This window comes from Cyclobacterium xiamenense, from assembly GCF_042140265.1.
Taxonomy (GTDB): domain Bacteria; phylum Bacteroidota; class Bacteroidia; order Cytophagales; family Cyclobacteriaceae; genus Cyclobacterium; species Cyclobacterium xiamenense_A.
In genome coordinates this window covers 4,433,878-4,445,834 of the sequence record NZ_CP159481.1, presented here as the reverse complement: position 1 = coordinate 4,445,834, position 11,957 = coordinate 4,433,878, and the positions used below count along the sequence as shown (strand labels likewise).

At 45.2% G+C, this 11,957-nt stretch carries 18 protein-coding genes and 1 pseudogene; 18 read left to right on the top strand and 1 reads right to left on the bottom strand.

The features are described 5' to 3' along the window. Positions 1–161: 161 nt before the first annotated feature. The gene (locus ABWH99_RS18185) at positions 162–317 is read right to left on the bottom strand and encodes a hypothetical protein (protein ID WP_375583239.1); all 156 of its coding nucleotides are present in this window, start codon (positions 315–317) and stop codon (positions 162–164) included. A 738-nt stretch (positions 318–1,055) separates the two neighbouring features. On the opposite strand from ABWH99_RS18185, the gene ABWH99_RS18180 reads away from it, so the two are divergent. The 18 genes and pseudogenes from ABWH99_RS18180 (at position 1,056) to ABWH99_RS18095 (ending at position 11,711) form a co-directional block, all read left to right on the top strand. Continuing rightward, entirely contained in the window at positions 1,056–1,562 is a 507-nt protein-coding gene (locus ABWH99_RS18180; protein ID WP_375583238.1) for a hypothetical protein, read from the top strand. After that, positions 1,507–2,004: a ClbS/DfsB family four-helix bundle protein gene (locus tag ABWH99_RS18175; RefSeq protein ID WP_375583237.1), complete on the top strand. Its 498-nt coding sequence runs from the start codon at positions 1,507–1,509 to the stop codon at positions 2,002–2,004. Before ABWH99_RS18180 ends, ABWH99_RS18175 begins: the two co-directional genes overlap by 56 nt. A gap of 133 nt (positions 2,005–2,137) precedes the next feature. After that, positions 2,138–2,851, top strand: a complete 714-nt coding sequence (locus ABWH99_RS18170) for a hypothetical protein (protein ID WP_375583236.1) — start codon at positions 2,138–2,140, stop codon at positions 2,849–2,851. A 325-nt stretch (positions 2,852–3,176) separates the two neighbouring features. Further along, the gene (locus ABWH99_RS18165; protein ID WP_375583235.1) at positions 3,177–3,830 is read left to right on the top strand and encodes a dihydrofolate reductase family protein; all 654 of its coding nucleotides are present in this window, start codon (positions 3,177–3,179) and stop codon (positions 3,828–3,830) included. 163 nt (positions 3,831–3,993) lie between these two features. Then, on the top strand, positions 3,994–4,089 hold the full coding sequence (locus ABWH99_RS18160; RefSeq protein ID WP_375583234.1) for a glyoxalase superfamily protein: 96 nt from the start codon (positions 3,994–3,996) through the stop codon (positions 4,087–4,089). Next, entirely contained in the window at positions 4,086–4,361 is a 276-nt protein-coding gene (locus tag ABWH99_RS18155) for a glyoxalase superfamily protein (RefSeq protein WP_375583233.1), read from the top strand. Before ABWH99_RS18160 ends, ABWH99_RS18155 begins: the two co-directional genes overlap by 4 nt. A gap of 328 nt (positions 4,362–4,689) precedes the next feature. Then, the gene (locus tag ABWH99_RS18150; protein ID WP_375583232.1) at positions 4,690–5,070 is read left to right on the top strand and encodes a PH domain-containing protein; all 381 of its coding nucleotides are present in this window, start codon (positions 4,690–4,692) and stop codon (positions 5,068–5,070) included. 44 nt (positions 5,071–5,114) lie between these two features. Then, complete coding sequence (locus ABWH99_RS18145) at positions 5,115–5,267, top strand: CorA family divalent cation transporter (RefSeq protein WP_375583231.1); 153 nt, start codon at positions 5,115–5,117, stop codon at positions 5,265–5,267. Between the two features lie 13 nt (positions 5,268–5,280). Beyond that, positions 5,281–5,529, top strand: coding sequence for a hypothetical protein (locus ABWH99_RS18140; protein WP_375583230.1), 249 nt, complete (start codon positions 5,281–5,283; stop codon positions 5,527–5,529). Between the two features lie 46 nt (positions 5,530–5,575). Further along, positions 5,576–6,028, top strand: coding sequence for a hypothetical protein (locus ABWH99_RS18135; protein ID WP_375583229.1), 453 nt, complete (start codon positions 5,576–5,578; stop codon positions 6,026–6,028). Between the two features lie 312 nt (positions 6,029–6,340). Then, positions 6,341–6,568: pseudogene (locus ABWH99_RS18130) on the top strand (hypothetical protein); the annotation flags it as partial. Then, the gene (locus ABWH99_RS18125; protein WP_375583228.1) at positions 6,565–6,720 is read left to right on the top strand and encodes a hypothetical protein; all 156 of its coding nucleotides are present in this window, start codon (positions 6,565–6,567) and stop codon (positions 6,718–6,720) included. The pseudogene ABWH99_RS18130 and the gene ABWH99_RS18125, both read left to right, overlap by 4 nt. A 902-nt stretch (positions 6,721–7,622) precedes the next feature. Beyond that, on the top strand, positions 7,623–8,261 hold the full coding sequence (locus ABWH99_RS18120; protein ID WP_375583227.1) for a Crp/Fnr family transcriptional regulator: 639 nt from the start codon (positions 7,623–7,625) through the stop codon (positions 8,259–8,261). A 194-nt stretch (positions 8,262–8,455) separates the two neighbouring features. Continuing rightward, positions 8,456–8,962 carry a hypothetical protein gene (locus ABWH99_RS18115; RefSeq protein ID WP_375583226.1) on the top strand — a complete coding sequence of 169 codons (507 nt, stop codon included), beginning with the start codon at positions 8,456–8,458 and terminating at the stop codon, positions 8,960–8,962. Between the two features lie 49 nt (positions 8,963–9,011). Further along, positions 9,012–9,404, top strand: coding sequence for a hypothetical protein (locus ABWH99_RS18110; protein ID WP_375583225.1), 393 nt, complete (start codon positions 9,012–9,014; stop codon positions 9,402–9,404). Beyond that, positions 9,401–9,697, top strand: coding sequence for a hypothetical protein (locus tag ABWH99_RS18105; protein WP_375582538.1), 297 nt, complete (start codon positions 9,401–9,403; stop codon positions 9,695–9,697). The genes ABWH99_RS18110 and ABWH99_RS18105 overlap by 4 nt, the downstream gene beginning before the upstream one ends. A gap of 2 nt (positions 9,698–9,699) precedes the next feature. Next, positions 9,700–10,047, top strand: coding sequence for an IS66 family insertion sequence element accessory protein TnpB (gene tnpB / locus ABWH99_RS18100; RefSeq protein ID WP_375582539.1), 348 nt, complete (start codon positions 9,700–9,702; stop codon positions 10,045–10,047). 74 nt (positions 10,048–10,121) lie between these two features. Continuing rightward, positions 10,122–11,711, top strand: a complete 1,590-nt coding sequence (locus ABWH99_RS18095) for an IS66 family transposase (RefSeq protein WP_375582808.1) — start codon at positions 10,122–10,124, stop codon at positions 11,709–11,711. The last annotated feature ends 246 nt before the right edge of the window (positions 11,712–11,957 follow it).

The window sequence follows — 11,957 nt, the reverse complement described above, 5'->3', positions numbered from 1 at the left end:
GCTTTGAGCACGTCGATGAGCTCAGGTTGAACTTCACGATACAACTAACAGGGTGCGGGGTAGTCGTTACATGTATAATGGTTTGGGCCGCTGCTTCTTAAGTGCCGGGAAATATGGGAAGTAGCTGTTTTTTTAGTAAGTCTTTCGTTTGGGCCTCTTTTTTAGTAGAAAAGTACCTGCATGTCCAGGACTTTTGAAATGAATGGTTTGCCATAGATGACCCGCTTTTTGGAAAGCAGTAGTTTTGCCGGTTTCGTATCCAGCAGTTTTTTTTCCCTGAGTGCCGGTACCCTCCTGGCTCTAAAGACGGTGGACATTTTCTTTACCGGAAAAAGCAAACGCCCCCGGAAAGGGAAGCCCTCCATTTACCGGAAGAGACCCATCCACCTGCAGTGTAAGTGGGGTATTCGCTTAATTGCTGGCCCCTGGCTCGTCCCGATAGCAAGGCGTATCGAGGTAGGTAAAACAGGTATCAATCCACCGTAGCCGATAAGAGCAAGGGTTTGTCGCACTTCGTAGGGGCTTGGCATAGGGTGATGTTTAAATTCACCCGCTTGGTATTTTTTTATCACACGGGAAGCATGGACCATTTGATTCCGCCCGTGTTGCGAGTCGCTTGCAAACTGGGTTACATTCGGTACAGGGGAGATGCATCCAGCTGAGGCGGCCATTTTTCGGAACAGAAGTAAAAACGCCCAGCCGAGGGGGAGGCCTGTAGTTTCCCGATGCAGGGCGCCGCATGGCTCTTCGTTTTCGGGAGAGGGGCATATCCGGGCAGGTACCTGTCAGGGTAGGGTCCGTATACGCGGCTAGCAACGAATCCAAAGGTTAGTGGGTAGGAACGGCCCTGCATCTCCAAGATACTGAAGAATATAGTTGTTATTCCTTCGAATTTCTTTATATTTAGGGGACTGATCGTCCCCGCCAAAGCGGGAAATCACCGCAAGGGTTGCCGTTAGCCAGTGGGCACATGCAAGCTAAAAGACAGAAACGGTACCAATGATCCTATTTTTTTATTTACATATAGCCGAGACCGCCAATCTCCGTAAGCAGAAATGACAGACAAAAAGGAACCTTTAAAAGCAACTGTTGAAATTCTGAGGAACGAACTCGAACAGCTTTTTGCCTTTTTCGAGCGAGGGCTTGACTACCATAAAATGGTTTATGAATTATGGAATGCAAAGGACATTCTGGGGCATCTTACGTTTTGGCACGAGAGTTTTGCAAGGAATATTTCGGACGTAGGCAAGGGCATTCAACCAAAGCCGCTAAAAGGAAAACTGTCAGAAGTCAACAGACAAAGTGTTGAAACTACAAAAAACGAATCAATCGAAAACTTAATCAAACGTCTAAAAGATGCTCAGAATACGATTGAAGCATTCGTATTTGAAGACACAATCCACCAGATACCCTATAAAAAGGGCTCACGGGATTACACAAAGACCGAGCATTTGGAAGTCGTTTCAAATCACATTCACAAACATTTAAAAGACATTCAGAGGACGTATGGCAAGACCAACAAGCAAAACGGAATTGCTGGACTTAAGCCGAAGGAATTTTGAACTTCTTATGGATTTCATCGGCAGCTTGACGGAAAAGGAACAGCATTCAGATTTTCCAAAAGGGACCATGAATAGAAATATCCGAGACGTATTGATGCATCTTCATCATTGGCATCTCCTGATGATCGATTGGTATACCATCGGAATGAACGGTGAAAAACCAGACATCCCAGCGAAAGGATACACCTGGAAAACCCTCCCGGAACTAAACAGCTGGATTAGAGAACGATACAAGGACACCTCCCTTGAACAGGCCAGGAAGCAGTTCAAATCAAGCTACCAAGATCTTAGGAGTTTGATTGAGAAACTCAGTGAGGAAGAACTATTTGAAAAGAAACGATACAAATGGACGGGAACTACATCATTGGGAGCTTACTTGATTTCAGCTACTTCGAGCCATTATGACTGGGCTATTAAATTGATTAAAAAAGCAAAGAAGTGAAAAGGATCCCTGGCAGGGTATACGCGATATCGGTTGGTATCCGCTCTAGCAGGCGTTCAATGGCCCTTAGTACACCTTGTAAATTTTGCTTACCTTTGTACGGCTAAAATCAGGCCGTATAAACAATTGACGCATGTTACAGAGGAAATTTGACCAAATAGTAAAAAAGGAATTCCCGAATGCCAGGGATGCGAAGGACACCTCCGTTCATTTTTTGGGAAAAATGCAGATCGAGCATCAACTCGATATTTCAAAAGTGCTGATGGCTACCTCCGTTTGTTCGGACGATATCAACGTGCCGTCAACCACCTTCTTCAACGTCTTGTTTGGACCTTTTGTGATGGGTGGACTGGGCGGCATTCCCTTTGTCGGAAAAACAGGCATGACGGCCTATGCCCACCACATTCCGGATGAAGGAAGTGCGTTTATTTTTTATGGCCCCCATATCGGAATTACCCTGGATGGGGAATTGGGTAAGATGTACCGCCCGAGAATGGAAGCAAAAGGCAATTCCTGCGGGGCCTTGATGCTTGCCCTGGATCGTTTCCGGACGGACGGATACACACCCCTGTTGAACGAGGACGACTACCAGCAAATGAAGTTGGAAGAAAGTTTGCTTCCCTATCGAGCGGAGATACTTGCGAGCGAGAATCCCCCAAAAGCCATTACGGAAGCTACCTACCGTATCATCGACCAGAAGATTCGCCAATACCTGAAAACCTGCAAAGATGAATTTCATGTGAAGAGGGTAACTTTGTTGGGCGGTATCATTATAAACACGGACTATGGATTGGACGATTATTTTGATGCCAGGAATTTTGAGGTGATCGATCTGAAAAGCGTATAAGCCTAGGCTTCAGTCGCAACCAACCGGGGCCTGTTTCTTACCTGCCGGTTCGGATTTCCTGCTACGGGTTTGCAGGGATAAAGAAAGCTTTTGAAGCGTTTTACCATTCTACCCCGGCCCCGAAGGTTGGGGAAATCCTGGCCGAACCTGAGGTAGAACCAATACACCAGATTAACGAAAAAATACGTTTACAGTTGCGTCTCATCCGGAAGCTAAAAATTCAGCCATTGACCCAACTTCATTGCCCGCTTATCAGGCAGTCGCCGAATACCTAATGAAAAAATAATGCAATGGGGTATACCTGATGGGGCAGGTAATGATTACCTTGGCGGCAGGTGCCTATCGCAAACCAATCGATGGTTTGGCAGGAATGAGCAAAAAAATACCCTGCGTTTCCTACACCCCAAGGCTGCGCGTATCTGATATTCTTTTTACAAGAACAATGACTAAAATAAAACTATATATCGCAACGTCGCTTGATGGATTTATCGCAAGAGAAGACGGTTCACTGGACTGGTTAGATGCGTTACCAAATCCCAACCAAATTGATCACGGATATGCTGATTTTTTAAAAACCATCGATACCGTAATCATGGGAAAATCGACTTACGAAAAAATTTTGAGCTTTGGGGTTGACTGGCCCTATGCAACTTGTCACAGCTATATTTTGACCACCGACAAAGACTTCAGAGCCAAAACAGCGAAAACCCAGGTGATTAACCAAATAAATCCCTCCATGATTGAACAGGTGAAGGCTGCTTCCAAAAAGGATATCTGGATCGTTGGTGGGGGAATAACGATCACACATTTCATCAACCTTGGATTGATTGACGAAATGATCCTATGTCTACTACCAACCATCCTCGGCAAGGGTATCCGGCTATTTCCAAATAATCCCAAAGAGACCCTGTTAAGCCCCATCAAATCCGAACTATTTGAAACAGGAGCTGTGATGGTGACCTATGAACGAAAAAAATAACCAAACATCAAAAAATATACAGCATTCGGCACAGAGCAGATTCTGCAGGTGTAGGGCTCTATGCAAGATTTCTCACGGCAGGCAAGTTCGTAGCGCTGACATGCCCTGCCTTTTCTACCCGAGACCCTGTGACCAACGAACAAAACACCTGTAAAAACGGAAGATGAAATTTCAGCAACCCACGACCATTTTACGAATTTTCGACGGGGCAAAAGCAAAGAAGTTTTGTGTTGATGACCTCGGTTTCGATATTGATTGAGAACGTCGTTTGCTGGTACCCTGCCGATGTATGCCCACATTTCGAAGGGTGAATGCATCGTTCATTTGTCTGAACACCATGGAGACGGGATACCTGGGACCAGGATTCGTACCACCTGTGATCAGGTAAAAGCGTGTCACAAGGAGCTGAGGGTAAAAAATTACCGGCTGCTTTTGCATCCGGGAGTCAGCAACCAACCTTGGGAGGCGCAAGAGATCCCCCCACGCATCCATTTGGGAATACGCTTGTATTTTTTGTCAACTAAAAAATAATCCGGTCCCTAAGCACGACCACAGACATACCGGCTGTTTCTGTTTTCGAGGCGGGAAAGTAACCAAATGAAAGGCTGCCGCTTCGGGAATATATCGTCGATACGATTTCGCTTCTAGTCGGAGGATCCGGATGCCAGCCAGGCCGTTAGACACCGGTTCAAACGCCGAACGTGCAGCATCAGCCGGAAAAAGGAAATGCGTTAAATACGTGTACCTAATGGGTGATTACCTGGAATTAACGAGATCTTTACCTATCTTGAAGAGCTAGGTAAAAATGGGGCGTAAGCAAAAAGCCGTTCCGGTAGCAGCACAAGAAAAAAAACGTTTTATGGGACTATTTTCATCACTTATTGGCAATGCAGGTGTCGTTGACAAAGCAAAATTGGAGCAGGAGTATGCGCAACTTTTAACAGAAAATGAGGAAATTGAAATTGGTTTTAAACTGGTAAGGGATACCTTTATTTTTACGAGCAAACGACTCATGCTTGTTGACAAACAAGGTCTTACCGGAAGAAAAACGGAATACATGTCCGTTGCCTACAAGAGTATCTCCAGGTTTAGCATCGAAACTGCCGGGACGTTTGATCTGGATGCTGAGTTAAAGATTTATATATCGAGTGAAGAAAAGCCAAGTATTGCCAAGAAATTCAATAGCCGTGTGAACGTGTACGATGTGCAACGGGTATTGGCAAAATATGTACTAGGCTAACCGTTGGTTTCCCCTTGCCCTCGGCTGGTATAAATCTTGCCTTGGTGGATAGACATACCCTTTTTTCTACCTTCCTCCTGCCGTTGACGCTTATCGCGGGTTTTTACGGGATGAATGTTGAAAATATGCCCGAACTTCACTGGATTATGGATAGTGTCGGACATTTTTGTGGGGTGCAAACGGAAAAAATAATTTGAAACCAAGAAGTTTATGGCAACTGCAATGATCTCCCTGCACGCGATCTATTGCTTCAACGTCCCTAATGTCCGCTCGCTGTTCGCGAATTTTGATGATCTGTTTTTCATTACGTTTGCTCGTTTTCGCAATGGCTGCCTGAGAAATTTACGTTGGTATCGGTTTAAGAAAGCAGGCGAGTACCTGCACACTGCTGCCACGCTGAAACGCCAGGCGCCTTCGGGGGAATTGGTTCTCTTGGAAGCCTCTGGCAAGACTTTTTAATCGGTCCAATCCCAAGGTACAAAGGAGCGGTACAAATCCTCCCGGTTTGATCGGCTTCCAGGCAACTTTTCGTCCAATTAATAAGAAAACCCCGATTGAATTTTTGGCCGATATTCCTATATTTAATGGGACAAGCTTAGTTGGCCCTGAGGGAAATAACCGCGCCGATCGTGGTAACTGGGTAGTTGGCCTCAAGGTTAAGCAAAAACTCATAAAGCAGTGTATTATGGAAAAAAAAGACCTTTACAACTTGACTGACGAAGAACTAATAGTCGAGAAGAAGAAACTAAATAAATCCAAGATCATTTCTGCAGCATATATTGGCTTTCTTGGGGGCATACTCATTTTCGGTGTTGTCTCCTGGAGCCTATCTTCAGAGAAAAATTTTGTGTTTCTTATTCCAATGCTAATACTCCTTGTGGTTATTTACCGGATGGGTAAAGGTCCTGACAAAACTAAGGATTTGGAAGAGGTTTTAAAAGAACGAAACTTAAACTGACGGATTACTGAAAGCAGGTATTGAGGTAAAAAACCATACGAATGCGGGTATTTCTCGGAATTATGGCCGAGAACAGAAAGACGGCTTGTAAAAAGACATAGAGAAAAAACAGGTGCTGCAGCAAACCATAACACTCCCCATTCCTTGGACCAAAAGAGTCAGTTGTTACGTTAGTTAATTTGTTGATGACACTTTTAGTTATACTGCTTTCCCTATGTACATTGTTATCTTTCTTCCGGTTTTTGCATTGTAGTAGGATGGACCTTCCTGGTATAGTATGTCAGGTAGTTTCGCAGTTCCTTTGGCGGAAAAACAGGTATGACGGCCTTTGCCCACCACATACGGGATGAAGGAAGTGCGTTTATCTTTTATGGGCCCCATATCGGAATTACCCTGAATGGGAAATTGGGTGAGATGTACCGCCCGAGAATGGAAGCAAAAGGCAATTCCTGCGGGGCCTTGATGCTTGCCTTGGATCGTTTCCGGAGGGATGGGTACAGTACAGCTCCCAGTTGGACGAGGACGATTACCAGCAAATGAAGTTGGAAGAAAGTTCGCTTCCCTATCGAGCGGAGATACTTGCGAGCGAGAATCCCCCAAAAGCCATTACAGAAGCTACCTACCGTATCATCGACAAGAAAATTCGCCAATACCTGAAAACCTGCAAGGATGAGTTTCATGCGAAGGGGTAACTTGGTGGGAGGTATCATTATAAACACGGACGATGGATGGGACGATTATTTTGATGCCAGGAATTTTGAGGTGATCGATTTGAAAAGCATATATACCTGCGATTCGGTCACAACAAATGCCGGTTTGTTCGTTGTTTGTCGGTTTGATCTCTGGGAAGTGGCACGCAAGAGCCCACGAAAAAATGCGAAAATGCGTTGGAAAGCTCGGAGCAGACCGAAAAGGTTATCGGTTACGAAAACGGACCGATTTGGCTAATAGTTACGCACGGGAAGCACTTATTTATGATTGTATGTTTTGGAATTGGTCTATTCTGGAGGCTTTCGAAACAAGGTTACCAAATACTAGGGGAGAGATTTGTTTGGCGGAAGTTTGGAGATATGTCGTTGGGTGTAACAAATACATTCTTTGGTTACTCATCAGTATCTTTTTCGAATGGCTGCTTTTTTGGTGGGTAGGAAAATCCTGTATCGAAGGCTTTTTAAAACGGTTGAGGCAGTAAATCGGGGGACAACGTGGGAAAGAGATTTAGTCGTATATTGATTTGTTCAGGGTCGACAGGGGTAGGCAACTTATTGAAACGCAAGGCCAGCTTGGAGGTGGTGCGAATAATTGAGTCTCTTTTCCCTGCGCCGACTACGGCGATTCTTGAACGGAATTTATCGTAAAGTTCCAGGAATCCTCCTACATTGGTACAGGATATCTCGATAGGGTTTGCCGTCCTACCTGAGGGCACGTTTTCATGATTGTAAGTGATATTTGATTGAATATAATTCTTACCCAGTATTGAGAAGTTCTGGAAACTATCGTAGATTTAGTGGAATAAGGGATGGGACCAATGTCGAGGATTCGGTGATAAATAGGCGGTTGTTTTCGCTCGAATTGTTCTTTTCAGGGGACAAGAATGGCGACCCCGAACTCCCGCATCGGTTACAGCCCGAGCCGCAAGCTGCAATTACAGATTGCTATGAAAGATCAATTCGAAGCGTTTATCTATAAAAGAGTAAAAACTGCAAAGGACGATGAGGTAAGGGCTATTTTATCCATTTTCAACGAGCAGTATTGCGATAAGGGGACCCTTTTCAAAAAACAAAATACTGTCATCCAAGAATTAGGCTTCCTAATTACAGGTAGTACTCGATCTTACTTCATTAATGAAAAAGGCGAAGAAATAACCGATGAAATTCTCCTATCAAACAATTTTTTATCCGATATCATCAGCGTGAGAACCAACGAAAATTCTCCAATCATCATCGAAATTCTGGAATATTCCAATCTGCTTGTTGCCCCCATGAATAATGTCTGGGAATTGCTTAATTACAATGTAACCTTCAACATACTTTTACGCGAATACATGGGGGATCGAGCCATGCAGTTGGTTAAACATCACCTTTTGTTTTTAAATGGTTCGGCCAAACAACGGTACGAATACTTGGTGGCTACCAACCCATCCTTGCTTAAAAAATTTCCCCTTAAATTCATAGCGTCCATGATTGGCGTCACACCAACGCAGCTGAGCAGAATTAGAAACCAAAAAACTTGAATGCCTGCAGATACTTAACGTATCAAAAAACAAATGAAATTCATTATACAATTTTTCCTTCCAAATAGTGAGCTTTTAAGCCAGTGTTAAAAGACGAACCAGTATTAATGCAAAGATAATACTGGATACCGTTTTTTCAACATATGTAGAGTTCTCATGGATTTCCAGGTAGTACTTTTGAAAAAAAAACTACCATGAAAAATCAATCCAATCAAAAAAGCTCGAAAAAGTCGATAGTGTTTACGCTTACCTTTTTCACAATGATCAGCACGAGTGTAGTAGCGCAAACTGCACAGACCGAGGTAGAAATCATTCAGGAGGCGTTCGGTCTTGAAAAGAAGATCGCAGTGGCAAACTTTATGAATTTGGAAGAATCAGCGCTGAACTTCTGGACTATTTATGATGAATACGAAGGAAAGCGCAAGAAACTTGGTAAAGAGCGAATCCAAATTATTTCAGAGTATGCGGACAGTTATCCCAATATTTCTGACGAAATGATACAGGAGTTATTCAATCGAACCCAATCAATTAAAAAATCATTTGCCAAACTTCAGAAAACCTATTTTACTAAAATGAAAAAAGAGGTTGGAATAAATAAAGCCGCGCAATTTTGGCAATTAGAAGGCTACTTCAACTCCATCATTCAGGCAGATATTTACACGCAAATACCTTTCATTGGCGAGAACCTGAGTGGTCAATAGATATAAAATCTTCTGAATAGTTATAGGTCACACCAAAACCCGTGTAGTCATGAAACTAAGTAAAAATCTAGTTTACAGTCTTTCAACCGCCGCCGCTTTAGTGGTACTGTTCTTCATTTTCTTGAACCCAATTCTTCATTCCTTAGGTTTTCATCCAGACGACCCTGATGGAGAGCAATTTGATTTGAAAGGGAAGAAAGCGCTTATCGTCACCACCAGTCACGGAATTTTGAATAAACCCGGTGAGACTGACGGACGACCTAGTGGCGTATTTGCTTCGGAGATGACTATTCCATACTATGAATTTCTCGATGCGAATATGGAGGTAGATGTTGCGAGCATCAAAGGTGGAAAAATACCTGTCGACCCGCAGTCATACGTAAGCGAACGCCCACCCCCATCTATTTTTTCTGGCAGGGGTTCGAGACCTTTGCCTGCATGAAAGATTTACAAACTATTTCCCCCAGGGATTATTATCATTCCCTTTATGAAGAGTGGAAGGCCAGTGGTATTTCCGTCGGTCTGTTCTGCAAGCAATCCTCAGTCAAGTACGCCACTTTCCGGTACTGGTCCAAGAAGTTTGGGCAGGAAAAGAATGTGGACACAGGTTTTACCGAGTTGCGTGTTAGCGATCCCGAACCTGAGCCTGTTGCGGTATTGAACTTTCCCAACGGGACCAGGCTTTCCTTTCAGCGCCTTCCGGATACCGCCTGGCTCAGAGCGCTGATATCGTAAGCATGCTTTCCCTTTCCTCTTCGGTACGCTATTTTCTATACCACAAGCCTGCCGACATGCGCTGCGGAATTTACTCCCTTGCCGGCCTTGTCCAAAACAATCTGGGACTTGATCCCCTTTCGGGTGACGTGTTTATTTTTATAGGCAAACGCGGCAACCAAATGCGTTTGCTCCAGTGGGACGGAGACGGCTACGCCATGTACATCAAGCGTCTGGAGTCGGGTACGTTCGAGCGTCCTAAAAACAGCAAAACACTGGTTTCCGCCAGGGAGCTGACCCTGGTTTTGCAGGGCGTGAAGCTTGCTTCCGTACAACTCAGAAAGCGGTACGAAAGGAATATTTTCACTTAAAAAAAAGTGAAAAATATTGTAAAAAAGTGGCCTTTAAATGATTTAAAGTCACTTTTTATATTTATTTTTATACTATGAATACAGCCGTACCGGACTATAAAGCGCTCTACCTGGAAAGCCAAAAACAGTTGGCCGAAAGCAGGCGCATGCTACTGGAAACGGAACTCAAACTTAAGTTAGCCCTACTGGACGCAGCCGAACTGCGGCGCAGGCACTTCTCCTCCTCAAAATCCGACAACCGGGTGAGCGGTTCGGGCAACGGGCAGCTGGGCCTCTTCCCCTTGGGTGCCGGGGAAGCCGATGTTCAAGCCTCCGAGGAGCTTACTGCCGCCGAGGTGGAAAAGGCGAACCTGGAGCAGGACATACAGGCACGCAAGCGTAGGAAAGCCGCAGCCCGAGGTCCCCGCATGGTGTTTCCCGAAAGCCTGGAGCGGGAAATCGATATCATAGACCCCAACCAAAACCTGGAAGGATACAAAATCATCGGAGAAGAAACCAGCGAGGTGTTGGTGATGGTACCCGCCAGTTTTAAAGTGCGCAGGACCGTTCGCAGGAAATGGGCCCTCATTGACCCTTCGCAAACCGGCAAAAAGGGAGTGCTGATCGCCCCAATCCCTTCCAGGACCGTAAACAGGGGACTCTTCGATGAATCGGTTCTGGCCCACCTGCTTACCTCCAAATTCGTGGATCACCTTCCCCTGTACAGGCAGCAGCAGATGTTCAGGCGAATAGGGCTCGAAATCCCCGCCTCCACGCTCATCGACAACACCAATGCAGCCTGTAAAGCAATCACCCCAATCTACAACGCACTCAAGCGCGAAACCCTGGCCAATCTCTATCTACAGGCAGACGAAACCCGGATGCAGGTACTCGAAAACGGAGGCGTGAAGGGTTCCTCCCATAGGGGTTTCGTGTGGGCCTATCATGCCCCCGTGGACGGGTTGGTATTCTTTGACTACCGGACCGCCAGGAACAAATCCGGCCCAGAGGAGATATTGGCCAATTACAAGGGCGTGGTCCAGACAGATGCCTATGAGGTTTACCATAGTCTTTTTGCCCGCAACAAAGGCATAAAGCACTATTATTGTATGGCTCATATCCGCCGCAAGTTCGACGAGGCAGCAGTTTATGACAGAGATAGGGCTTCTTGGGCGGTGGGGACGATTGCCAAACTGTATGCAGTAGAAAAACAGATCAGGGAAGCCGAACCGCCCCTTCCCGAAAACCTCATCGTCAAAAAACGGGTGGAGGAATCCCAACCCATACTGCGGGAAATCCACGACTGGATGCTCGCCGAGTATCCCAAGGTACTCCCTTCCTCACCGATAGGAAGGGCAATCGCCTATGCACTTCCGCTCATGGACAGCATGAAGCTATACACCCTCCACGGACAACTTCAGATTGACAACAACCTTATTGAAAACGCCATCAGACCGATTGCCCTGGGACGGAAAAACTACCTGTTCGCTGGTACCCACGCCACTGCTCAGAATGCCGCAATGATCTACTCCCTGTTCGCGACTTGCAAAAAGCACGAGGTAAATCCCCATGACTGGCTGCTCGACGTGCTGCGAAAACTCAACAACCCCACCTATGACGGCAAGTTCTCCGACCTGCTGCCCCACAGATGGAAAAATCATCAAGGGAATCCCAGAAAATTTTAATAGGGGGTTGGCCGTTTGCTTACAAACATTTCGCAGATTGGACTTTAAATGACATGATTGAAGTAGCTCATGAAGTTGGTTGGATTCAACTTGATGTAAAGAAATTTAGTCATGCACTTAGGGACTTTAGAAATATTATACATCCATACCAGCAGCTTGCGTACAGAACTTTTCCGGACGTGGATACATGTAATATTTCATGGCTAGTAGTTCAAGCTGCATGTAATGACATAGCTGATTGGATTA

What these genes read in the sequence shown, in the direction of transcription:
- ABWH99_RS18110 (WP_375583225.1), top strand. Translation starts at nt 9,012, where the DNA reads ATGAAACTAAGTAAAAATCTAGTTTACAGTCTTTCAACCGCCGCCGCT.
- ABWH99_RS18115 (WP_375583226.1), top strand. Translation starts at nt 8,456, where the DNA reads ATGAAAAATCAATCCAATCAAAAAAGCTCGAAAAAGTCGATAGTGTTT.
- tnpB (WP_375582539.1), top strand. Translation starts at nt 9,700, where the DNA reads ATGCTTTCCCTTTCCTCTTCGGTACGCTATTTTCTATACCACAAGCCT.
- ABWH99_RS18150 (WP_375583232.1), top strand. Translation starts at nt 4,690, where the DNA reads ATGGGACTATTTTCATCACTTATTGGCAATGCAGGTGTCGTTGACAAA.
- ABWH99_RS18185 (WP_375583239.1), bottom strand. Translation starts at nt 317, where the DNA reads ATGTCCACCGTCTTTAGAGCCAGGAGGGTACCGGCACTCAGGGAAAAA.
- ABWH99_RS18175 (WP_375583237.1), top strand. Translation starts at nt 1,507, where the DNA reads ATGGCAAGACCAACAAGCAAAACGGAATTGCTGGACTTAAGCCGAAGG.
- ABWH99_RS18140 (WP_375583230.1), top strand. Translation starts at nt 5,281, where the DNA reads ATGGCAACTGCAATGATCTCCCTGCACGCGATCTATTGCTTCAACGTC.
- ABWH99_RS18105 (WP_375582538.1), top strand. Translation starts at nt 9,401, where the DNA reads ATGAAAGATTTACAAACTATTTCCCCCAGGGATTATTATCATTCCCTT.
- ABWH99_RS18120 (WP_375583227.1), top strand. Translation starts at nt 7,623, where the DNA reads ATGGCGACCCCGAACTCCCGCATCGGTTACAGCCCGAGCCGCAAGCTG.
- ABWH99_RS18180 (WP_375583238.1), top strand. Translation starts at nt 1,056, where the DNA reads ATGACAGACAAAAAGGAACCTTTAAAAGCAACTGTTGAAATTCTGAGG.
- ABWH99_RS18160 (WP_375583234.1), top strand. Translation starts at nt 3,994, where the DNA reads ATGAAATTTCAGCAACCCACGACCATTTTACGAATTTTCGACGGGGCA.
- ABWH99_RS18125 (WP_375583228.1), top strand. Translation starts at nt 6,565, where the DNA reads ATGAAGTTGGAAGAAAGTTCGCTTCCCTATCGAGCGGAGATACTTGCG.
- ABWH99_RS18170 (WP_375583236.1), top strand. Translation starts at nt 2,138, where the DNA reads ATGTTACAGAGGAAATTTGACCAAATAGTAAAAAAGGAATTCCCGAAT.
- ABWH99_RS18095 (WP_375582808.1), top strand. Translation starts at nt 10,122, where the DNA reads ATGAATACAGCCGTACCGGACTATAAAGCGCTCTACCTGGAAAGCCAA.